29 protein-coding genes are annotated in these 21587 nt (G+C 55.9%); 6 read left to right on the top strand and 23 right to left on the bottom strand.

Going from position 1 to position 21587, the window contains the following annotated elements:
• Positions 1-7: 7 nt before the first annotated feature.
• The 6 genes from rpsS to rpsJ are packed head-to-tail and all read right to left on the bottom strand — an operon-like array spanning position 8 to position 3037.
• Positions 8-286 (bottom strand): 30S ribosomal protein S19, encoded by a 279-nt coding sequence (gene rpsS, locus ACL2XN_RS20155; protein ID WP_132923660.1) that lies wholly within the window; start codon positions 284-286, stop codon positions 8-10.
• 14 nt (positions 287-300) lie between these two features.
• Positions 301-1125: a 50S ribosomal protein L2 gene (gene rplB / locus ACL2XN_RS20150; protein ID WP_410013278.1), complete on the bottom strand. Its 825-nt coding sequence runs from the start codon at positions 1123-1125 to the stop codon at positions 301-303.
• A gap of 17 nt (positions 1126-1142) precedes the next feature.
• Positions 1143-1445: a 50S ribosomal protein L23 gene (gene rplW, locus ACL2XN_RS20145; RefSeq protein ID WP_162368692.1), complete on the bottom strand. Its 303-nt coding sequence runs from the start codon at positions 1443-1445 to the stop codon at positions 1143-1145.
• Entirely contained in the window at positions 1442-2047 is a 606-nt protein-coding gene (rplD, locus tag ACL2XN_RS20140) for a 50S ribosomal protein L4 (RefSeq protein WP_410013277.1), read from the bottom strand. Before rplD ends, rplW begins: the two co-directional genes overlap by 4 nt.
• 16 nt (positions 2048-2063) lie before the next feature.
• Positions 2064-2693, bottom strand: a complete 630-nt coding sequence (rplC, locus tag ACL2XN_RS20135) for a 50S ribosomal protein L3 (protein WP_410013276.1) — start codon at positions 2691-2693, stop codon at positions 2064-2066.
• Between the two features lie 32 nt (positions 2694-2725).
• The gene (rpsJ, locus tag ACL2XN_RS20130; RefSeq protein ID WP_001181005.1) at positions 2726-3037 is read right to left on the bottom strand and encodes a 30S ribosomal protein S10; all 312 of its coding nucleotides are present in this window, start codon (positions 3035-3037) and stop codon (positions 2726-2728) included.
• A gap of 346 nt (positions 3038-3383) precedes the next feature.
• Here rpsJ and ACL2XN_RS20125 point away from each other — a divergent pair, with 346 nt between their 5' ends.
• The gene (locus ACL2XN_RS20125) at positions 3384-4127 is read left to right on the top strand and encodes a prepilin peptidase (RefSeq protein ID WP_413721560.1); all 744 of its coding nucleotides are present in this window, start codon (positions 3384-3386) and stop codon (positions 4125-4127) included.
• A 141-nt stretch (positions 4128-4268) separates the two neighbouring features.
• On the opposite strand, the gene bfr is transcribed toward ACL2XN_RS20125, so the two are convergent.
• From bfr to fkpA, 11 genes are all read right to left on the bottom strand, one after another.
• On the bottom strand, positions 4269-4748 hold the full coding sequence (gene bfr / locus ACL2XN_RS20120) for a bacterioferritin (protein WP_410013274.1): 480 nt from the start codon (positions 4746-4748) through the stop codon (positions 4269-4271).
• Positions 4749-4821: 73 nt separating this feature from the next.
• Entirely contained in the window at positions 4822-5016 is a 195-nt protein-coding gene (gene bfd, locus ACL2XN_RS20115) for a bacterioferritin-associated ferredoxin (protein WP_410013273.1), read from the bottom strand.
• A 174-nt stretch (positions 5017-5190) separates the two neighbouring features.
• On the bottom strand, positions 5191-6375 hold the full coding sequence (gene tuf, locus ACL2XN_RS20110) for an elongation factor Tu (RefSeq protein ID WP_410013272.1): 1185 nt from the start codon (positions 6373-6375) through the stop codon (positions 5191-5193).
• A gap of 71 nt (positions 6376-6446) precedes the next feature.
• A complete protein-coding gene (gene fusA, locus ACL2XN_RS20105; protein ID WP_410013271.1) occupies positions 6447-8555 on the bottom strand; it encodes an elongation factor G in 2109 nt (702 codons plus the stop codon).
• Positions 8556-8651: 96 nt separating this feature from the next.
• Entirely contained in the window at positions 8652-9122 is a 471-nt protein-coding gene (gene rpsG, locus ACL2XN_RS20100) for a 30S ribosomal protein S7 (RefSeq protein ID WP_011412093.1), read from the bottom strand.
• A 94-nt stretch (positions 9123-9216) separates the two neighbouring features.
• Positions 9217-9591 carry a 30S ribosomal protein S12 gene (gene rpsL / locus ACL2XN_RS20095; protein WP_162367223.1) on the bottom strand — a complete coding sequence of 125 codons (375 nt, stop codon included), beginning with the start codon at positions 9589-9591 and terminating at the stop codon, positions 9217-9219.
• Between the two features lie 257 nt (positions 9592-9848).
• Positions 9849-10136 (bottom strand): sulfurtransferase complex subunit TusB, encoded by a 288-nt coding sequence (tusB, locus tag ACL2XN_RS20090; RefSeq protein WP_410013270.1) that lies wholly within the window; start codon positions 10134-10136, stop codon positions 9849-9851.
• Positions 10137-10150: 14 nt separating this feature from the next.
• The gene (gene tusC / locus ACL2XN_RS20085; protein WP_410013269.1) at positions 10151-10510 is read right to left on the bottom strand and encodes a sulfurtransferase complex subunit TusC; all 360 of its coding nucleotides are present in this window, start codon (positions 10508-10510) and stop codon (positions 10151-10153) included.
• A 9-nt stretch (positions 10511-10519) separates the two neighbouring features.
• Positions 10520-10891: a sulfurtransferase complex subunit TusD gene (tusD, locus tag ACL2XN_RS20080; protein ID WP_413731006.1), complete on the bottom strand. Its 372-nt coding sequence runs from the start codon at positions 10889-10891 to the stop codon at positions 10520-10522.
• A gap of 17 nt (positions 10892-10908) precedes the next feature.
• Positions 10909-11631 carry a transcriptional regulator gene (locus ACL2XN_RS20075; RefSeq protein ID WP_410013268.1) on the bottom strand — a complete coding sequence of 241 codons (723 nt, stop codon included), beginning with the start codon at positions 11629-11631 and terminating at the stop codon, positions 10909-10911.
• A 282-nt stretch (positions 11632-11913) separates the two neighbouring features.
• Entirely contained in the window at positions 11914-12783 is an 870-nt protein-coding gene (gene fkpA / locus ACL2XN_RS20070) for an FKBP-type peptidyl-prolyl cis-trans isomerase (protein ID WP_410013267.1), read from the bottom strand.
• A gap of 329 nt (positions 12784-13112) precedes the next feature.
• On the opposite strand from fkpA, the gene ACL2XN_RS20065 reads away from it, so the two are divergent.
• On the top strand, positions 13113-13331 hold the full coding sequence (locus tag ACL2XN_RS20065) for a protein SlyX (RefSeq protein WP_162367218.1): 219 nt from the start codon (positions 13113-13115) through the stop codon (positions 13329-13331).
• A gap of 82 nt (positions 13332-13413) precedes the next feature.
• Here the strand turns inward: ACL2XN_RS20065 and slyD are convergent, their stop codons facing one another.
• The 4 genes from slyD to kefG form a co-directional block, all read right to left on the bottom strand.
• Positions 13414-14001, bottom strand: coding sequence for a peptidylprolyl isomerase (slyD, locus tag ACL2XN_RS20060; RefSeq protein WP_410013266.1), 588 nt, complete (start codon positions 13999-14001; stop codon positions 13414-13416).
• A gap of 94 nt (positions 14002-14095) precedes the next feature.
• The gene (locus tag ACL2XN_RS20055) at positions 14096-14299 is read right to left on the bottom strand and encodes a YheV family putative zinc ribbon protein (RefSeq protein ID WP_410013265.1); all 204 of its coding nucleotides are present in this window, start codon (positions 14297-14299) and stop codon (positions 14096-14098) included.
• Complete coding sequence (gene kefB, locus ACL2XN_RS20050; RefSeq protein WP_410013264.1) at positions 14283-16127, bottom strand: glutathione-regulated potassium-efflux system protein KefB; 1845 nt, start codon at positions 16125-16127, stop codon at positions 14283-14285. The genes ACL2XN_RS20055 and kefB overlap by 17 nt, the downstream gene beginning before the upstream one ends.
• Entirely contained in the window at positions 16120-16680 is a 561-nt protein-coding gene (kefG, locus tag ACL2XN_RS20045) for a glutathione-regulated potassium-efflux system ancillary protein KefG (protein WP_410016712.1), read from the bottom strand. Before kefG ends, kefB begins: the two co-directional genes overlap by 8 nt.
• A 132-nt stretch (positions 16681-16812) precedes the next feature.
• On the opposite strand from kefG, the gene ACL2XN_RS20040 reads away from it, so the two are divergent.
• Positions 16813-18738: an ABC transporter ATP-binding protein gene (locus ACL2XN_RS20040; protein WP_413729339.1), complete on the top strand. Its 1926-nt coding sequence runs from the start codon at positions 16813-16815 to the stop codon at positions 18736-18738.
• Positions 18739-18743: 5 nt separating this feature from the next.
• Here the strand turns inward: ACL2XN_RS20040 and ACL2XN_RS20035 are convergent, their stop codons facing one another.
• A complete protein-coding gene (locus ACL2XN_RS20035; protein ID WP_410013262.1) occupies positions 18744-19346 on the bottom strand; it encodes a LysE family translocator in 603 nt (200 codons plus the stop codon).
• Positions 19347-19467: 121 nt separating this feature from the next.
• Between ACL2XN_RS20035 and ACL2XN_RS20030 the strand changes: the two genes are divergently transcribed.
• Both ACL2XN_RS20030 and ACL2XN_RS20025 read left to right on the top strand, forming a co-directional pair.
• On the top strand, positions 19468-19710 hold the full coding sequence (locus ACL2XN_RS20030) for a YheU family protein (RefSeq protein WP_413729338.1): 243 nt from the start codon (positions 19468-19470) through the stop codon (positions 19708-19710).
• Between the two features lie 104 nt (positions 19711-19814).
• Entirely contained in the window at positions 19815-20684 is an 870-nt protein-coding gene (locus ACL2XN_RS20025; protein ID WP_410013260.1) for a phosphoribulokinase, read from the top strand.
• A gap of 209 nt (positions 20685-20893) precedes the next feature.
• On the opposite strand, the gene ACL2XN_RS20020 is transcribed toward ACL2XN_RS20025, so the two are convergent.
• The gene (locus ACL2XN_RS20020; protein ID WP_413727600.1) at positions 20894-21316 is read right to left on the bottom strand and encodes an OsmC family protein; all 423 of its coding nucleotides are present in this window, start codon (positions 21314-21316) and stop codon (positions 20894-20896) included.
• Here ACL2XN_RS20020 and ACL2XN_RS20015 point away from each other — a divergent pair.
• On the top strand, positions 21276-21464 hold the full coding sequence (locus ACL2XN_RS20015) for a hypothetical protein (protein WP_410016823.1): 189 nt from the start codon (positions 21276-21278) through the stop codon (positions 21462-21464). The genes ACL2XN_RS20020 and ACL2XN_RS20015 overlap by 41 nt on opposite strands.
• Positions 21465-21587: the final 123 nt, after the last annotated feature.

Raw genomic sequence — 21587 nt, 5'->3', positions numbered from 1 at the left:
TCCTACCTTAGCGTTTTTTAGCCTTACGGTCGGCCGCATGGCCGCGATAAGTACGCGTCGGCGCGAATTCACCCAGTTTGTGACCGACCATTTCGTCGGAAACAAATACCGGTACGTGCTGACGACCATTATGGACAGCGATGGTCAAACCGATCATTGTTGGAAAGATCGTTGAACGACGGGACCAAGTGCGTATAGGCTTCTTGTCACCGCTTTCCACCGCTTTCTCTACCTTCTTCAGCAAGTGCAGGTCTATGAATGGACCTTTCTTGAGAGAACGTGGCATGGTTTATCCTCTAATTATTTTTTACTACGGCGACGTACGATGAACTTATCGGTACGCTTATTACTACGGGTCTTCTTACCTTTGGTCTGCAGGCCCCACGGACTGACCGGGTGCTTACCAAAGTTACGACCTTCACCACCACCATGCGGGTGATCCACCGGGTTCATCGCCGTACCGCGGACGGTCGGACGAATACCACGCCAGCGGCTTGCACCGGCTTTGCCCAGTACACGCAGCATGTGTTCGGCGTTACCGACTTCACCCATGGTTGCGCGGCATTCAGACTGCACTTTACGCATTTCGCCGGAGCGAAGACGCAGAGTGACATAAGCGCCGTCACGGGCAACAATCTGAACGTAAGCACCGGCGGAACGCGCCAGCTGACCGCCTTTACCCGGTTTCATTTCCACGTTATGCACGGTGGAACCAACCGGAATATTGCGCATCGGCAGGGTGTTGCCGGCCTTGATGGCGGCGTCGACGCCAGACTGAATCTGGTCACCTGCTTTCAGGCCTTTCGGCGCCAGTACGTAACGACGTTCGCCGTCTTTGTACAGCACTAAAGCGATGTTGGCAGAACGGTTCGGATCATATTCCAGGCGCTCTACGATTGCCGGGATACCGTCTTTGTCGCGTTTAAAATCGACAACACGGTATTGTTGTTTATGACCACCACCGATATGGCGCGTAGTGATACGGCCATTGTTGTTACGTCCACCGGATTTAGTGAGTTTTTCCAGCAACGGGCCATAAGGCTTGCCCTTGTGCAGCTCAGGGTTGACCACTTTAACTACGTGGCGACGACCCGGAGATGTCGGTTTACATTTAACAATTGCCATTGTTCTTCTCCTCCGACTTACTCTGCGCCGCCGATGAAGTCCATGTTCTGGCCTTCCTTCAGGGTGACGTAAGCTTTTTTCCAGTCGCTACGACGACCGATACGCTGTCCATGACGCTTCGTTTTCCCTTTAACGATCAGGGTGCGAACGTCATTGACTTCGACTTCAAACAGTTTATGCACAGCGGCTTTAATTTCTGCTTTGGTCGCGTCTTTAGCTACTTTGAGTACGATGGTGTTATGCTTTTCCATCGCTGCAGACGCTTTTTCAGAAACGTGCGGCGCGCGCAAAACTTTCAGCAAACGTTCTTCACGAATCATGCCAGCATCTCCTCAACTTGCTTCACAGCGTCAGCCGTCATGACGACTTTGTCGAAGGCGATCAGGCTAACCGGGTCAATACCTGCGACATCGCGAACGTCTACTTTGTAGAGGTTGCGCGCGGCCAGGAACAGGTTTTCATCCAGTTCGCTCGTAATGATCAGCACATCTGCAAGCGACATGTCTTTCAGTTTCTGTACCAGCAGCTTGGTTTTAGGCGCTTCGACAGAAAAAGACTCAACGACGATCAGACGTTCTTGACGTACCAGCTCGGACAGGATGCTTTTCAGCGCCCCACGGTACATCTTCTTATTTACCTTCTGGCTGTGATCCTGCGGCTTGGCGGCAAATGTTACGCCACCTGAACGCCAGATTGGGCTCTTCACCGTACCTGAACGCGCGCGACCGGTACCCTTCTGACGCCATGGTTTCTTACCGGAACCAGTAACTTCAGCACGGGTCTTCTGAGCGCGAGTACCTTGACGGGCACCTGCTGCATAAGCAACAACAACCTGGTGTACCAGCGCTTCGTTGAAGTCACGCCCGAAGGTAGTTTCGGAAACAGTCAGCGCGCTTTGCGCGTCTTTCAATACCAATTCCATTCCTATCTCCTCGACGTTACGCCTTGACAGCCGGTTTAACGATCAGGTCGCCGCCGGTTGCTCCCGGGACAGCGCCTTTGACCAGCAGCAGGTTGCGCTCAACGTCAACACGTACTACGTCCAGGCTTAGAACGGTTACACGCTCGTTACCCATCTGGCCTGCCATTTTCTTGCCCTTGAATACCTTACCCGGAGTCTGGTTCTGACCGATTGAACCATGACCACGGTGGGACAAGGAGTTACCATGGGTAGCATCCTGGGTACGGAAGTTCCAGCGCTTTACAGTGCCTGCAAATCCTTTACCTTTGGACGTACCGGTAACGTCAACTTTTTTCACATCGGCGAACAGTTCGACGCTGATGCTTTGACCCGCAGTGATTTCTGCAACGTCTTCGACGCGGAATTCCCACAGGCCACGGCCGGCTTCAACGCCTGCCTTAGCGAAGTGACCGGCTTCAGGCTTAGTCACACGATTGGCTTTTTTGGTGCCGGTGGTGACCTGAATAGCGCGGTAACCGTCGTTGTCCAGGTCTTTAACCTGAGTTACGCGGTTGGCTTCGATTTCAATAACGGTTACTGGGATGGAAACGCCATCTTCAGTGAAGATGCGAGTCATGCCCACTTTACGACCGACTAAACCCTTCATTGTTTCAACCTCTCAATCGTTTGGTGACCTGATTAACCCAGGCTGATCTGCACATCAACACCAGCAGCCAGATCCAGACGCATCAGAGCATCAACGGTTTTTTCGGTTGGCTCAACGATGTCAACCAGACGCTTATGAGTGCGAATCTCATACTGATCGCGCGCATCTTTATTGACGTGCGGAGAAATCAGAACGGTAAAGCGCTCTTTGCGGGTCGGCAGCGGGATCGGACCCCGTACCTGAGCACCGGTACGTTTGGCAGTCTCGACTATTTCCGCGGTTGATTGATCGATCAAACGATGATCAAACGCTTTCAAACGGATACGGATTCTTTGGTTCTGCATGAGACCAGAGCTCCAATTATTTATAAACGTAGAAAATTACTCCTCGCACCCATTTCGATTGATGGGGGAGTGTAATCATTCAGTATTATCCCCATATCGGGGATGTTGTGTGCTGGCTTACCGCCTTCGCGGCCAGCGCGGACTCATTGAGTCGGCTTGTTTCTTATGTCTATGAGACAAGCCCGCGCATTATACGTTAATTTGCTCATGAAGCAAGCGACGATACGGTAAAAAACGCCGGAAACCGGCGCTCATTCCATTTCCGCAGGGGCAGAATGGGCGGCGGCGCCGATTTCAGGCAGGCTTATGCCAGCTGGGATGCCGGGATAAGGGAAGGAAGGTGCGCGTGATAACGGTATTGTCGGTTTTCTGCCTGCTCTTGTATGGCGTCATCATGGGCCATCTCGCCCGGCGCATTCTCGGATGGGCCCGCGCGCTGCCAGGCGCCACGGCGGCGCGGCGCGGGCCACTGCCGGGCGGCGGTTGCGCCGGCGGGGGACGGTTGGCGTATGGCCGGCTTACGGCGATCTCCGGCCAGCGGGCTTCCGCGGCGCCTGGGGCCCGCCGCGCCGCGTGGACAATGCTGTCCCGCCAGATGTGGAAACGGCGCTGCGAGGCAAGCTGCGCGCTGGCGTTCCTGGCGGCGTTCGCCGCCCTGCCGGCGGAACGCCTGGTGAGCGGCCTGGTGTTCAGCTGGTTTTTATTAACGCTGAGCTGGATTGACTATCATACCCTGCTGCTGCCCGACCGGCTTACCCTGCCCTTCCTGCTGTGCGGACTGCTAAGCCCGCTTGGCGAGCCGCAATCGCTCTATGTCGGCCTGCTGGGCGCGCTGTGCGGCGGCGGCGGCCTGTGGCTGCTGAACGGGGTGTTTTACCGGGTGAGAGGCTACGCGGGGCTGGGCGGCGGCGATATCAAGCTGCTGAGCGGGCTGGGGGCCTGGCTGGGATGGCAAGCGTTGCCGCTGTTATGCGCGAGCGCGGCGCTGACCGGGATAGCGTGGTGGCTGCGGCGCCGGACGGCGGATAAAGACATTCCCTTTGGTCCCTGCCTGGCGCTGGCAGGCTGGTGGATATACATCGGCCCTTAGCGCCACTGCCCGGCCGCACATGACAATGCGGCCAGGTTACGCCGGAAACGCGGCAGCCAGGAGCCGATGCGTATCGGTCATAACCGTCGCATCATGCGCAGGCGTTGCTTTATCATTATTTAGCGGGGAACAGCCTGACGCCTATTGCGCCGCATCTTTTAACTGGGACTGGAGATAGTTCTGCAGGCCGACCAGTTTGATTAAATCCAGTTCGGTTTCCAGGAAATCGATATGGTGCTCTTCGTCCGCCAATATCTCGATCAGCAGATCGCGGGTGACATAATCCCGGACGCTGTCGGCATAAGAGATGCCTTCGCGCAGATCCTGCGCGCCCTGCAGTTCCAGGTTCAAATCCGAACGCAGCATTTCCTCGACATTTTGCCCGATGTTAAGCGTGCCCAGATCCTGCAGGTTAGGCAGTCCCTCCAGGAAAAGAATACGCTCGATATAACGATCGGCGTGCTTCATTTCATCGATGGATTCGTGGTATTCAATGTCGTTCAGACGCATCAGCCCCCAGTTCTTAAACATACGGGCGTGCAGGAAGTACTGATTGATGGCTACCAGCTCGTTGCCAAGCAGGGTATTGAGATGGGTGATAATTTGGTCATCGCCTTTCATAATTCACTCCTCCGTTGCGGTAATGTACAGAATATAACCGCGTCAGAGTAAATCAAGGTAATAACCCTACTAATTATGCAATTTTTTCAAACGGCACTAACTGCTGTAATTCGTCTTCCATAACCAACCGGGCCTTGCATGCGCATTTACCGCATTTATTCGCCACCGGCACGACACTTTTAAGTTCTTGAAACGTCTTCGGTTGGTAGTTTCTTACCGCCTTGCGTATGGCAGTATCGCTTACCGCATTACACAAACAAACGTACATTTTTCATACTCATTAAAATCAAATTAGGCATAATTTAAATGAGAACGAGTGTCATTTCAATAGCAGAACTATTTTTGTTTTGTAAATATCCGTCGCCGGTAAATAACCGCTTCTTTTTGCAGCAAATAAAAAAAGGGCGCCAAGGCGCCCTTTTTTGCATAAAACGGAAATGTCTTACGCGATAACCTTGGCAACCACGCCGGCGCCAACGGTACGGCCGCCTTCGCGAATAGCGAAACGCAGGCCGTCGTCCATGGCGATCGGGGCAATCAGGTTAACAACCATTTTGATGTTGTCGCCAGGCATAACCATTTCCACGCCTTCCGGCAGTTCGATGGTACCGGTCACGTCAGTGGTACGGAAGTAGAACTGAGGACGGTAGCCTTTGAAGAACGGCGTATGACGGCCGCCTTCATCCTTGGACAGGATGTAGACTTCGGATTCGAACTGGGTATGCGGGTGGATTGAACCCGGTTTAGCCAGTACCTGGCCGCGTTCCACGTCGTCACGCTTGGTGCCGCGCAGCAGGACGCCGACGTTTTCACCGGCACGGCCTTCGTCCAGCAGTTTACGGAACATTTCAACGCCGGTACAAGTGGTCTTGATGGTGGCTTTGATGCCGACGATTTCAACTTCTTCGCCCACTTTAACGATGCCGCGTTCCACACGACCGGTTACCACGGTGCCGCGGCCGGAGATGGAGAATACGTCTTCGATAGGCAGCAGGAACGGCTTGTCAATCGCACGTACCGGTTCCGGGATGTAGGTATCCAGGGCTTCGGCCAGTTCGATGATTTTAGAGGTCCAGGCTTCGTCGCCTTCCAGTGCTTTCAGCGCGGAACCACGGATTACCGGGGTGTCGTCGCCTGGGAAGTCGTACTGGGACAGCAGTTCGCGCACTTCCATTTCAACCAGTTCCAGCAGTTCTTCGTCATCGACCATGTCGCATTTGTTCATGAAGACGATGATGTAAGGAACGCCTACCTGGCGAGCCAGCAGGATGTGTTCGCGGGTCTGCGGCATCGGGCCGTCGGTTGCGGCAACCACCAGGATTGCGCCATCCATCTGGGCGGCGCCGGTGATCATGTTTTTCACATAGTCGGCGTGTCCCGGGCAGTCTACGTGCGCGTAGTGGCGGGCCGGGGTATCGTATTCAACGTGGGACGTGTTGATGGTGATACCACGGGCTTTTTCTTCCGGTGCGTTGTCGATCTGATCGAAGGCACGGGCGCTGCCGCCGTAAGCTTTGGCCAGCACGGTGGTGATGGCGGCGGTCAGGGTGGTTTTACCATGGTCGACGTGACCGATGGTGCCGACGTTAACGTGCGGTTTTGTACGTTGGAACTTTTCTTTAGACACGGCTATATTCCTTACTCTTATGCTCTCCCCCATTGGAGAGAGCACGGGATATTAATTGTAGACCCTAAAGCTTATTTACCGGCTTTACGGGCTTCGATAATGGCCTGAGCAACATTGTTCGGTGCTTCATTGTACTTCAGGAACTCCATGGAGTAAGAAGCACGGCCCTGAGTCTGTGAACGCAGATCTGTAGCATATCCAAACATTTCAGACAAGGGGACCTGCGCACGAACGGTCTTGCCGGTCGCAGTATCTTCCATGCCGTCGATCATGCCGCGACGACGGTTCAAGTCACCGATAACGTCACCCATGTAGTCTTCCGGCGTTTCAACTTCAACTTTCATGATAGGTTCCAGCAGAACTGGTTTCGCTTTCATGAAGCCTTCTTTAAACGCCATGGAACCGGCAATTTTAAACGCCATTTCCGAGGAGTCGACTTCGTGGTATGAACCATCGAAGGCCGCAACACGGACGTCCACAATCGGATATCCGGCCAGAACGCCGTTTTTCAGCTGTTCCTGGACGCCTTTATCCACCGCGGGCACGTATTCTTTTGGAACCACGCCGCCGACGATTTCATTAAGGAATTCGTAGCCTTTACCACCTGGTTCCATCGGTTCGATACGCAACCAGATGTGACCGAACTGACCGCGACCACCGGACTGACGAACAAACTTGCCTTCTTGCTCAACAGTATTGCGGATGGTTTCGCGGTACGCTACCTGCGGTTTACCGACGTTAGCTTCAACGTTGAACTCGCGACGCATACGATCGACGAGTATTTCGAGATGCAGCTCGCCCATACCTGCGATGATGGTCTGACCGGACTCTTCATCGGTCCAGACGCGGAAAGACGGATCTTCCTGCGCCAGACGGCCCAGGGCCAGACCCATTTTTTCCTGGTCGGCCTTGGTTTTCGGTTCTACAGCCACAGAGATAACCGGTTCCGGGAACTCCATGCGTTCCAGGATGATCGGCTTGCTCTGATCGCACAGCGTATCGCCGGTGGTCACATCTTTCAAGCCAATCGCAGCGGCGATATCGCCGGCGCGGACTTCCTTGATTTCTTCACGTTTGTTGGCGTGCATCTGCACGATACGGCCAAAACGCTCACGTTTGTCTTTAACGGAGTTCAGCACGGTATCGCCGGAGTTAACCACACCGGAATAAACGCGGAAGAAGGTCAGGTTGCCCACGAACGGGTCGGTGGCGATTTTAAACGCCAGCGCCGAAAAGGGTTCGTCATCGCTTGAATGGCGTTCGGCATGGGTCTCGCCGTCTTCCAGCACGCCGTTGATGGCCTGAACGTCGGTCGGTGCCGGCAGGTATTCGATTACCGCATCCAGCATCGCCTGTACGCCTTTGTTCTTAAACGCAGAACCGCAGGTAACCAGGATGATTTCGTTGTTCAGCACGCGTTGACGCAGACCCATCTTGATTTCTGCTTCGGTCAGTTCTTCGCCGCCGAGGTATTTATCCATCAGCTCGTCATTGGCTTCAGCCGCGGATTCAACCATATGTTGATGCCACTTCTGCGCCAGTTCCTGCAGTTCAGCCGGGATCTCTTCGTATTCGAAGCTGATGCCCTGATCGGCCTCACTCCAGTTGATGGCTTTCATCTTCACCAGATCGACAACACCGGTGAATTTTTCTTCGGCGCCGATGGCCAGCTGGATCGGAACCGGGTTAGCGGCCAGACGGGTTTTCAGCTGTTCAACAACGCGCAGGTAGTTCGCGCCCATACGGTCCATTTTATTCACGAACGCGATACGCGGAACTTTATATTTGTTGGCCTGGCGCCACACGGTTTCGGACTGAGGTTGCACACCGCCTACCGCACAGTAAACCATGACCGCGCCATCAAGCACACGCATGGAACGTTCTACTTCGATGGTGAAGTCAACGTGTCCCGGGGTGTCGATGATGTTGATGCGATGGGCATCAAACTGTTTAGCCATACCGGACCAGAAACAGGTGGTCGCCGCGGACGTAATGGTAATTCCGCGCTCTTGTTCCTGTTCCATCCAGTCCATGGTGGCGGCGCCATCGTGGACTTCACCGATTTTATGGTTTACACCGGTATAGAACAGAATACGTTCAGTGGTGGTGGTTTTACCGGCGTCGATGTGCGCACTGATACCGATATTACGATAACGCACAATTGGTGTTATACGAGCCATTTGTATCCTCGATTACTGGGGCGTTCTATTCGAGCTAACCCAGGCAGGGCGAGCTGTCCGCACGCCCACCTGGTTAGCATGACTACAGCGGCATAATTACCAGCGGTAGTGGGCGAACGCCTTGTTGGCATCTGCCATACGGTGAACGTCTTCACGTTTCTTAACAGCAGTGCCTTTATTTTCTGCTGCATCGGAAAGTTCGTTCGCCAGGCGCAGGGCCATAGATTTATCACCGCGTTTACGAGCAGCTTCAACGATCCAACGCATTGCCAGGGCATTACGACGGACCGGACGAACTTCTACTGGCACCTGATAAGTAGAACCACCAACGCGACGGGACTTGACTTCGACAGTCGGGCGCACGTTGTCCAGAGCTACTTCGAAAGCTTCCAGATGTCCTTTACCGGAACGCTGAGCCAGGGTCTCCAGCGCGGTATAGACAATTGCTTCGGCAGTAGATTTTTTACCATCTACCATCAGGATATTGACAAATTTTGCCAACAGCTCGGATCCGAACTTAGGATCCGGCAGGATTTTACGTTGACCAATGACGCGACGACGTGGCATGGGATAACTCCGTTGTTAATTCAGGATTGTCCAAAACTCAATGAGTTCTTTGACATTAATAATAAAATGTTTGGCCTTACTTAACGGAGAACCATTAAGACTTGGGCTTCTTCACGCCGTATTTGGAGCGGCCCTGCTTACGGTCTTTAACGCCTGAGCAGTCGAGCGCACCGCGAACGGTGTGGTAACGCACACCGGGAAGGTCTTTTACACGACCGCCACGGATCAGGATCACGGAGTGTTCCTGCAGGTTATGGCCTTCACCGCCGATATAGGAAGTGACTTCAAAACCGTTAGTCAGACGAACACGGCATACTTTACGCAGCGCGGAGTTCGGTTTTTTCGGGGTGGTGGTATATACGCGGGTACATACGCCACGTTTTTGCGGGCATGCTTCCAGCGCCGGAACGTTGCTTTTAGCAACCTTCATGGTGCGTGGCTTGCGTACCAGCTGGTTAATTGTTGCCATTCGATAAAACTCCTGGTTTTTGCTTCGTAAACACGTAATAAATCGCCTCGTTAAGCCGCAAGGCAAAGAACGAGGACGCAGAATTTTATGGCCGACGGGTGAGGGTGTCAAGAAATATACAATATACCCGCTATCTTTCGCGCTGCGGATGCATCGGCTGCGTTCGTTTATCCCCCTCCCTTATCGCTGTACGCTGATCGCAATGCGTTCCCTTGACCGCCTTGCCGCAAGGCGCAATTCAGAGGGTAGCGCCCTGCTTACCATGCCATTTGTTGCGATTGTTTTACCGTCAGCGCGACAAACCCAGTATAGCTTATCAGGGTGATTTTGTCCGAAAAATGAGCAAGCAGGCCGCGGGCGGCAACGTCGGCGTCAAGGGCATACAACCCGAGCGGCGAGGCGATAAGCCGCTCCAGCGCGGCGGTTCCCGCCAGCCCGGCTATCACGCCGTCCTGTATCAGCAGCAGATCGTCGCCCCTGCGGGCGGTAAGCAGCAGCGCCGGCAGGTCGCGGGCGTAAGGGGAGCGGCTAAGGGTATAAAGCATGGCGTTTTCCCGGCTCAGAAGGTCAAGACAGTATCAAAAGCGGACAAGCGCTCGCGCCAGCGCGCGGCGGGCAACACCTCGGCGTCGAGCACCCAGCCCGTGGCACCGGCCAGCCCGCGCTCCGCCAGGGACTCCGCGCAGAGGTAAAAACGCGTGATATCGTAAATCGGCAATACGCCGAAGGTGGGGATGAAATTGCGCGCCAGGATTTCCGCCGGCCGCTGCTGCGGCAATAGCAACAGGACGCCATCGCCAATAAAAAACACGCCGATCTCATCGGTTAGCGCCGATGCGGCCAGCAGCGCATCCAGTCCTTCCCGTCCAGACGCGTCGCCGTGGGGGCCATGGGTAAAAACAAAGGCAAGGCGTTTCATCAGGGCACCTTAAAACTGGATAAACCGATCGCACTCAAGCACGGCCTGCGCCAGCGTGCCCAGGCCGCTCAGGGTAAAACCCGGCTGCAGGTTGCCCTGCTCCGGTGCCGGCGGCGCATCCTGCGCCCCGTCCGTCACGCCCCGGCGCAACGCCGCGGAGACACATACATCCAACGGCACCTGATGCTCCAGGCCAAGCTGCTGCCAGGCGCGCACGATATCCACCTCGTCGCCGGCCGGGGACGTATGGCGATTGGCGTTATAGACGCCGTCCTGATAAAAAAAAATGCTGTTGATCCGGTGGCCTGCGGCCAGCAAGGCCCGTGCAAACTGCAGGGCGCTGCTGGACTGCTGCGTGCCGTAGGCCGGCCCGCCGACCATCAGGCAGTAACGCAGGCTCACCGATCCAATCCCAGGAAATCACCGCTTTTAAACTGGCGGATATACAAATAGACCGTATGTTTGGAAATATTCAGCCGATCCGCCACCTGGTTGATGGCGTCCTTGATATCGAAAATGCCCTTTTCATACAGGTTAAGCACAATCTGGCGGTTCTTGGCGTTGTTGGACACGCCGCGATCGGCATTGACTTCCTCGATGGTGAACTCAAGGGTTTGCGCCACCAGGTCGTCCACCGAAGACGCGAAATTGACCGAGGTGGCGTTTTCCTGGGCTTCCGGCGGGACAAAGGTTTGCATGATTTGGGAAAAGGGCACGTCAAGATTCATATTGATGCACAGCAGGCCGATGACCCGTTGTTCGCGGTTGCGAATGGCGATGGTGACGGATTTCATCAGCACGCCGCTTTTGGCCCGGGTAAAGTAGGCTTTCGACACGCTGCTGTCCTCGCCCGCCATGTCATGCAGCATGCGCAGGGCCAGGTCGGAAATGGGCGAGCCGATTTTGCGTCCGGTGTGTTCGCCGTTGGCGATGCGCACGGCGGAGCTTTTCAAATCTTCCAGGGAATGCAGCACGATTTCGCAGTGTTCGCCGATAAGCATCGCCAGTCCATCCACCACGGCTTCGTAGGATGCCAGTATTTCATGATCAACCGGGCTGAATGGCCGTTCGTCCAAAACATCCAGTTCGTTGAATTCTGGGGTCGGAAGAGAAGTAGACATATGCAGACACCACCCGTTAAAGCGAGCCTGTCCGCATCCCTGGACAAACTCGGCTGTCAGTTGTATTTACCGGTCGCTAGTCTAGCAAATGATTTAAAACGCTGTCCTTGTGTTTGGACAGATTTTTACAACTTATTGGCCGACAAAGGCGCTATAACGCGCTTTTTTTGGGTTGGCATGCCCGGTTTCCGGCGGGAGAATGTGAATAAAAAAGGGCGGTGGCTGTTGAAACAGACACCGCCCTTCACCACCGACGACGCGTTTTATGCGCCGGCAGTGTGGTTATTTAGTGGTTTCAGCCGCGCCGGCCGGTGCTTCAGCCGCCGGCTTTTCGCCTTCGGCAGCCTTAGCCGCCGGTTTAATATCCAGCAGTTCCACGTCGAAAATCAGGGTGGAGTTGGCTGGGATTCCCGGGACGCCGGTTTTGCCATACGCCTGTTCCGGCGGAATCACCAACTCGATCTTGCCGCCTTTGTGGATCTCTTTCAGGCCTTCGGTCCAGCCGGGGATGACGCCGTCAAGACGGAATGACAGAGGTTCGCCGCGTTTGTAGGAGTTGTCGAATTCCGTACCGTCGGCCAGCGTACCCTTGTAGTTGACCACCACGGTATCGCTATTGGTCGGCGCTTTGCCGGTACCCGGTTTTTCAACTTTGTACAGAACACCGCTGGCCGTTTTCTTCACGCCTTTTTGCTTGGCGTAGTCGGCGCGGAATTTATCGCCTTTTTCGGCGTTGTCCTTGGCTTCCTGCTCCATTTTGGCCTGGGCGGCTTCTTTCACGCGCGCCTCGAAGCTCTGGAGAGTAGCCTCGATTTCTTCGTCAGTCAGCTTGCTCTTGTTGCCAAAAGCGTCCTGAACACCGGCGATCAGCTGATCTTTATCCAGCTTGATGCCTAACTTTTCCTGTTCCTTCAGGGAGTTGTCCATGTACCGACCCAATGAGGCGCCTAACGCGTAAGCAGCCTGTTCCTCGCTGCTTTTGAATTTGTCCGAGGTGGCGTTGGCCGGAGCAGTTGCCGGAGCGGTCGCTGTGGTGCCAGCCGCGGCGGGGGCATCAGCCGCTGCGGTGCTATCCGCGGCCATTACCTGGGCAGCATTGAGGGCTAGCGCCATGGTGGTAGCCAACAGCGTGACTTTAAACAGTGATTTCATCCATATCTCCATAGCCTGGGCTATCTTGTCCCAAGGTCGATAACTAAGTTAAGCCGATACTATAGCCGTGAGCGTAAACACAACACAATCGCTATCCCGATGAATTGAGTCTTTCTAAGACTTTTTTTACGTCAAGAAGTTTCTTTTTTAGCGGCGCCATTGAAGCCTGGTTCGGTGACGCGGGCATATAATAGGCTTTCGGCGGGCATTTATCGTCATTTACCGATAGAATAACACCTGGTTGTTGTCGCAGCTTAATCCGGGTATGAGGTCGGGCCGACGCGATCGCCCCTATTCCATGATAAACGGTATTGAGAGGAGGAGACACTATGGAGTTATCCCAATTGGAACAACGTCTTGATTTGCTGGAAGGCCGGCTTGCGTTCCAGGAAGTCACGATAGATGAACTGAATCAGACCGTCGTCGCGCATCAACGGGATATCGGCAGGCTGCAGGAGCAACTGCGCTTATTGTCGGAGAAACTGCGCACGCAGCAAACCTCGATTATCGCGTCTCAATCGGAAGAGACGCCGCCGCCGCACTATTAATTTTAATTAATTCGTTGAATAACCCATAAAACGGGGCGGAAAAACCCGCCCCATCGGCTATCGGGGTCCGAGCGAACCGGGTTTAGTGGCAACCGCAGCCGCCATTGCCGCCGCATCCGCCGCCTTTGTGCTCGTGGTCATGGCCGTGGCCGCCGCAGCAGTCGCCGCCGTGATCGTGGTCATGGCCTTCATGCTCGTGATCGTGTTCGCCGTGAACATGGCCGTGGGCCAGTTCTTCCGCCGTCGCTTCGCGAATAGCCAGCACCTCGACGTGGAAGTTCAAATCCTGGCCGGCCAGCATGTGGTTGCCGTCCACCACCACATGGTCGCCGTCGACTTCGGTAATTTCAACCGGCACCGGGCCTTGATCGGTCTCGGCCAGGAAACGCATGCCGACCTCAAGTTCCTCGACGCCCATGAACACCTCTTTCGGGACGCGCTGCACCAGGTTGTCGTCGTAATGACCGTAGGCATCGTCGGCAACGATATGCACATCAAAGCTATCGCCCTCATCGTGGCCGTCCAGGGCATTTTCCAGGCCCGAGATCAAAGAACCATGCCCATGGAGATAGTCCAACGGCGCACTCACCGGAGACTCATCGACCAACACGCCATCTTCTGTCCGTACCTGGTAAGCCAGGCTGACCACCAGGTCTTTTGCTACTTTCATGATATCTCCTACCGTTGGAAACTGAATTGGCGCAGATTCTAACGAAAATTTACGCGCATGTATCCTTCAGCTTAAAAAAATTGAGGGTATAAGGCTACTCCGGATCAAAAATACCGATAATGCGATCCTTTGCCGGCGTTTTATCCGCAGCCGCCGGGTCGGTTTGGCGCTGAGTAAAACCGCACTTTACACAAATGACGTTATCCGTCCCCTGGTCCTGCCAGACCGCCAGGGTATCCTTCGCCTGGCACTCGGGGCATACCGCGCCGGCAATAAAACGTTTACGCTTTGCCGTCATGGTGTTTATCTCCCTGCGGATGGTTATCTTCCCAGCCGTCAAGCTGACGACGTTCATGCTGCATTTCGCGCTGGAAGATATCCTCCAGCTCGCGCCGGGCCTCCTTGACGCGGGATATTTGCGCCACATCCCCCTGCAGCTGCGGCATCAGCTCCCGCAGCATGCGGGTATCGATGCGGCGGAAATGCTGCTGGGCGCGATAGGCCTGGTGGGGATGCATCCCCAGTTCCAACAACGCCTTGCGGCCCAGATCCAGCGCGCTGGAAAAAGTTTCCCGCGAAAACTGATTCACCCCGGCCAGCAGCAGCTCATGGGCCTCGACGCGGCCCCGCGCCCGCGCCAGTATCTTCAGGTGCGGGAAATGCTGCTGGCACAGGTGCACGATGGTCATGTTGTCTTCCGGCGTATTGGCGGCGACCACGATGGCTTTTGCTTTCTCCGCCCCGGCGGCGCGCAGCAACTCAAGCTCGGTGGCATCGCCGTAATACACCTTATAACCATAGCTGCGCATCAGGCTTACCGCACTGATATCGCGCTCAAGTACCGTAATCCGCATCTTATTGGCCATCAGCAGGCGGCCTATCACCTGGCCGAAACGGCCGAAACCCACGATGATCACCTGCGGCTCGTCATCGTCGACGAAGGGTTTTTCACCCTCCTCGTCCTGGGCATTGTAACGTCGGACCAGGATAAGATCGATGAGTTGCATTAATAAGGGGGTGGTAATCATCGACAGCGTCACGGTGACCAGCAGCAGGGCCAGTTGATCGGGCGAGAGGATTTTTTGCGCGCCGGCGGCGGAAAACAGGACAAAGGCGAATTCCCCGCCCTGGCTTAGCACGCCGGCGAACTGTAGCCGCACCGAGCTGCGCAGACCGGATATCCGCGCCAGGATATACAATACCGTCCCTTTGACCAGCACCAGGACCGCCAGGCCGGCCACCACGGTCAGCAAGTGGACATATAAAATGCCCAGGTTGAGCGCCATGCCCACCGAGATGAAAAACAGGCCGAGCAGTAATCCCTTGAACGGCTCGATGGCGATCTCCAGCTCATGGCGGTATTCACTCTCCGCCAGCAGCACGCCGGCGATAAAGGTGCCCAGCGCCATGGATAATCCGAGCATATCCATAAACAGCGCCGCGCCCAGCACCACCATGAGCGAGGCGGCGGTAAATACCTCGCGCACATTAGCCATGGCGACATAACGGAACAGCGGCCGCAGCAGGTAGCGCCCGCCCACCAGCATGATAAAAAACGCCGCCACCTTCATGCCGATTTTCATCCAATCGCTCGGTTCGCTGCCGCCGCCGGCCAGGATGGGGATGAGGGATAACGTGGGGATTACCGCCATATCCTGAAATAGCAAGACGGAAAAGCCGAGCTGGCCGCCTTCATTGCGGTTCATGCCTTTGTCGCGCATCAGTTGCAGCGCGATGGCGGTGGACGACATGGCCAGGCCGATGCCGCCAATCAGCGCCGATTGCCAGGTGGCATGGGTCAGGTAAAGAGCCCCGCCCAGCAGCAACGCGGTAAAGAAAAGCTGCGCGGCGCCGACGCCGAAGATCGATCGCCTCAGTTCCCATAGCTTCGACGGATTCAGCTCCAGGCCGATGATAAACATCAGGAACACCACCCCAAGTTCGGAGAAGTGCAGGATTTCGTCCACATCGCGGATAAAACCCAGCCCCCAGGGGCCGATGGCGATACCCGCCGCAAGGTAGCCGATCACCGCGCCGATGCCCAAGCGCTGGGCAATGGGCACCGCAACGACGGCGGCGAATAAAAACAGCACCACGGCGGTCAAAAACGACGGACTGCTATCCAATGCGTTGTCCCCTTTCGTTAAGCGGCTCTTTCAGCCATTGGGCGTATTCGCCGGCATGGCGCGCCAATACGACGGGATCCAGCCTTCTGGCCCAATAGATCACCTGCGGGCGCACCCAATGCATGCGACACATGGTGGCGGTCAATTCGAACGGACGTAGAATATCCTCCATGCCGTAGCGACTGTAGCCGCGGTTAAGATAAGCGCCCTCCGGTTCGCCGGTGGTGATAACCGTTCGCCAGTATTTCCCGGCCAGGGCGTCGCCGCCGATGCCGCTGGCAAATCCGCGCGCCAGCACCCGGTCGAGCCACTCTTTCAATAATGCCGGGCAACTGTAAGTATAAAGCGGGTGCTGGAACACAATGACCTGATGTTCACGCAATAATTGCTGTTCGTGGTGAATATCAATAAAAAAATCCGGATAAAAGGCGTAAAGATCATGTACGGTGACATGCTCGAGCGACGATGCCGCCTGCAGCAAAATCCGGTTGGCAACCGAATCCTGTGATTCCGGATGGGCATACAACAACAAAACTTTGGGTGGCTGCGCGATCAATTCCCCTCCAAAGCGTCGTCAGGGCGCGGCTTTTCCGCTACCATGCTTCGCAAAGTTGAAACCAGGACACGTTATCCTGGATAGCATTCAATAATGTTAATTTAACATACTCTCAAACTATGGCGCTTTATGATTGTCTTCTCCTCACTGCAAATTCGCCGCGGTACCAACGTACTGCTGGATAACGCCACCGCCACGGTGAATCCCGGGCAAAAGGTCGGACTCGTCGGCAAGAACGGCTGCGGCAAATCAACATTATTGGCATTGCTGAAGCATGAACTCGGCTGCGACGCCGGCAGCGTGACCTTCCCCGCCAACTGGTCGATGGCCTGGGTTAACCAGGAGACGCCGGCCCTTGACGTGCCGGCGCTGGAGTATGTTATCGACGGCGATCGCGAGTATCGCCAGCTGGAAGCCGACCTCCAGCTCGCCAACGAGAAAAACGACGGCCACGCCATCGCCACCGTGCACGGCAAGCTGGACGTTATCGAGGCATGGACCATTCGGCCGCGCGCCTCGAGCCTGCTGCACGGGCTGGGGTTCAGCCAGGATCAATTGCAACAGCCGGTGCGGGATTTTTCCGGCGGCTGGCGCATGCGCCTTAACCTGGCGCAGGCGCTGATTTGCCGCTCCGATTTGCTGTTGCTTGATGAACCGACCAACCACCTGGATCTGGACGCGGTCATCTGGCTGGAGAAATGGCTGAAAAATTATGACGGTACGCTGATTCTGATTTCCCATGACCGGGATTTTCTCGATCCTATCGTAAATAAAATCCTGCATATTGAACAGCAGACGCTGAACGAATATACCGGCAACTACTCGTCGTTTGAGCAGCAGCGGGTGACCAAGCTGGCGCAACAGCAGTCGCTGTTCCAGCACCAGCAGGAAAAAGTGGCCCATTTGCAGCATTATATCGACCGTTTCCGTGCCCAGGCCACCAAGGCCAAGCAGGCGCAAAGCCGGATCAAGATGCTTGAGCGGATGGAGCTGATCGCCCCGGCCCATGTGGATAATCCCTTCCAGTTCAAGTTCCGTACTCCGGAAAGCCTGCCGAGCCCCCTGCTGAGCATGGAGAAAGTCAGCGCCGGTTATGGCGAGCGCACCATCCTTAATTCCATCAAGCTTAACCTGGTGCCCGGTTCGCGCATCGGCCTGCTCGGACGCAACGGCGCCGGCAAGTCGACGCTTATCAAGCTGCTGGCCGGCACCCTTGAGCCGCAGTCCGGCACCATCGGCCTGGCGAAAGGCATCAAGCTGGGTTATTTCGCCCAGCATCAGCTGGAGTTCCTGCGCGCCGACGAATCGCCGCTGGCGCATATGATCCGGCTGGCGCCGCAGGAGTATGAGCAGGCGCTGCGCGACTATCTGGGCGGGTTTGGTTTCCGTGGCGATAAGGTGACCGAACCGACCGCGCGTTTTTCCGGCGGCGAAAAGGCCCGGCTGGTGCTGGCGCTGATTGTCTGGCAGCGTCCCAACCTGCTGCTGCTCGATGAGCCGACCAACCATCTGGATCTGGATATGCGCCAGGCGCTGACCGAAGCGCTGATAGATTTCGACGGCGCGCTGGTGGTGGTGTCCCATGACCGGCATTTACTGCGTTCCACCACCGATGAATTTTATCTGGTGCATGACGGTCGCGTCGCGTCGTTTGACGGCGATGTGGAGGATTACCAGCAGTGGCTGGTGGATCAGCAACGCCAGGCGGCGGCGCAGGACGGCAATGATACCGAGACCCCGGCGCCGCAGGTCAATAATGCCCAGGCCAGGAAAGACCAGAAGCGGCGCGAGGCGGATTTCCGTAATCAGACCCAGCCGTTGCGCAAGGCCATTACCCGCTATGAACAGCAAATGGAAAAACGTGGCGCGGAGCTGGCGGCCATCGAGGCCGGACTGGCCGACGCGGCGCTGTATGATATCAGCCGTAAAGCGGACCTGGCCCTGGCCCTGCAGCAGCAGGCCAAGGTTAAATCGCAGCTGGAAGAGGCGGAAATGGCGTGGCTGGACGCCCAGGAACAGTTGGAGACCCTGACCCGGGAGTTCGAGTCGCAATAAGCGCGTCAGCGCCAGATCAGCAATACGCAGGCCGCCGTCAGCAGGCCCATGGCGACGTTAAAAGCGATCCAGGCGCGTTTGCTGCGCAGCAGCCGGCCGATCAGGGTGCCGAAGCCGAGCCAGATAACGCCGGAGACGATATTGACGCTGACGATGCCGACGCTGATGGCGCCGACGGAGGTGATATAGGCGCTGCCGCTCAGGCTGAAGCTGGCTACCGCGCCCAGCGCCATCAGCCAGGCCTTGGGATTAAGAAACTGCAGCAGGCCGCCCTGGTAGAAGGGAATGGGCCGGGGGGGCGGCGCGTCGGTTTCCAGTTTTTCATAGGCGGCGGTGGCTATTTTCCAGGCCAGCCACAGCAGGTAAAGGCTGCCCGCCACCTTCAGCATAAAATGCAGGGACGGATAAAGCGTGATCAGGCCGCCGATGCCGAAGGCCACCAGCAGCAGGATACATTGCATGCCGAGCATGATGCCGATCATCAGCGGCATTGAGCGCCAGAAGCCAAAATTGGCGCCCGAGGCGGTAAGCAGCATATTATTAGGACCAGGGGTAATGGCGGCCACCCAGAGAAACCCCAGCATTGACAGAAAAAGACTCAGTTCCACGTTTTGGCGGCTCCCCGTAAAATAACGCGTATGAAGCTACCAGTGCGCACGGGGATGCACAAGGCATAACAGGTGAAATTTACTCAACACCTTGATTTATTGACTATCGGGACACAATATCGTGATTATTCCCTGGGAACAAATCGATCCTGACACGCTCTATAACCTGATCGAGTCCTTTGTACTGCGTGAGGGCACCGATTATGGCGAGCAGGAGAAATCACTGGCGCAAAAGGTCGAGGATGTAAAACGCCAGTTGATAAGCGGCGAGGCGGTGGTGGTCTGGTCGGAACTGCATGAAAATATCAATATCATGCCGCGCGGCCGGTTTAATGACCAGGCCGGTAATACGCCGGGCGAATAGCGAAGCCCCTGGCCCCTAAGCGCTAAATATGCTAACACTCACTTCTGGGCCTTGATGCCGGGCGCACTTCTTCACGCCGCAATTCAACCAAGCGTAGGGTTACCATGTCGACAAAACACCCCATTATTGCCGTTACCGGTTCCAGCGGTGCGGGCACCACCACCACCAGCCTGGCGTTTCGTAAAATATTCCAGCAGTTGAATATCCACGCCGCCGAACTGGAGGGTGACAGCTTTCATCACTTTACCCGGCCGGAAATGGATATGGCGATCCGCAAGGCGCGGGATTTAGGGCGCCATATCAGCTACTTTGGTCCGGACGCCAATAACTTTGGCCTGCTGGAGCATACGTTTCATCAGTATGGCGATACCGGCCGCGGTCAGTCGCGTAAATATCTGCATACGTATGACGAGGCGGTGCCGTATAACCAGATCCCCGGTACCTTTACGCCCTGGCAGGCGTTGCCGGAACCGACGGACGTGTTATTTTACGAGGGGCTGCACGGCGGCGTGGTAACCGATAGCCATGACGTGGCGAAGCACGTGGATTTGCTGGTGGGCGTGGTGCCCATCGTCAACCTGGAGTGGATCCAGAAACTGGTGCGCGATACCGGCGAGCGGGGGCATTCGCGCGAGGCGGTGATGGATTCGGTGGTGAGGTCGATGGAGGATTATATTAACTACATCACGCCGCAGTTTTCCCGCACCCATATCAATTTCCAGCGGGTGCCGACCGTCGACACGTCGAACCCTTTCGCCGCCAAGGCGATTCCCTCACTTGACGAAAGTTTTGTCGTTATTCATTTCCGTAGCCTGGCGCATATCGACCTGCCTTACCTGCTGGCGATGCTGCAAGGCTCCTTTATTTCCAATATTAATACGCTGGTGGTGCCCGGGGGCAAGATGGGGCTGGCGATGGAGCTGATAATGGGGCCGCTGGTACAGCAGTTGCTGGAAGGAAAGGAAATTAAGTAAACTCGAGGCCTCGGGCGGGAACACCACGCCCGATTCGGCCCCATCGGCATGCTTTCCCTTGAACACGCCAGGATTCGCTGCGGTGTTGGCGGGCCTAGCATACCGTGCCATGGGGCGCTCGGTCGGGCAGAGAAACCATGCCCGATTCGACCCCATTGGCGCGCTCTCCCTTGAACACGCCGGGTTTGAGTGCGGTGTTGGCGGGCCGGTTAGGCGGCGGGGGCGTGGCGTTCGTCGCGCACTTCAAAGCTGTGGGTCATATTGACCGACGCGCCGAGCATCAGTGAGACCGAGCAGTATTTTTCCGCCGATAGCGTCACCGCCCGCTCCACCGCCTTGTCGGTCAGCCCGGCGCCGGTGACGATAAAATGCAGGTTGATATGGGTAAACAGGCGCGGCGCCTCGTCGCGGCGCTCGGAGGTGAGTTTGACCTCGCAGTCCCGGACGTCCTGCCGCGCTTTGTGTAAAATCGATACCACATCAATGGCGCTGCAGCCGCCGACCGACATCAATACCATTTCCATTGGGCTGGGCGCTTTTTCGCCCGCGTTCCCATCCATCAAAACCTGGTGGCCCGAGGCGGATTCGCCCATGAAAGACAACCCTTCTACCCATTTGACCCGTGCCTGCATTATGATACTCCTGATGAAAAGCTTTCCAGCAGACTACATTTTTGTTGGAAAACTGGCAATGTTACTGAACATACTTCATGCTGAAGCAAGACAACAGAAGACACTGCTTCAAACCTATGCTAAAAACAAGGCTGGATCGGCCTCATGATAATGAAAGGGCAAGAGATCGATCGGAACATCACATTACCAGACCCTAATAAGTTCCCTTACGTCGCTCCGTTTAAACGCGGAGTCAGAGTGAATAATACAAGCGCCGTAACAGGGAATACGA

The organism is Sodalis sp. RH22 (assembly GCF_047324165.1).
In the GTDB taxonomy this organism is placed as follows: Bacteria; Pseudomonadota; Gammaproteobacteria; order Enterobacterales; family Enterobacteriaceae; genus Acerihabitans.
Note: the sequence above shows the minus strand (reverse complement) of the source record. Positions and strands in the feature narration are given on the sequence as shown.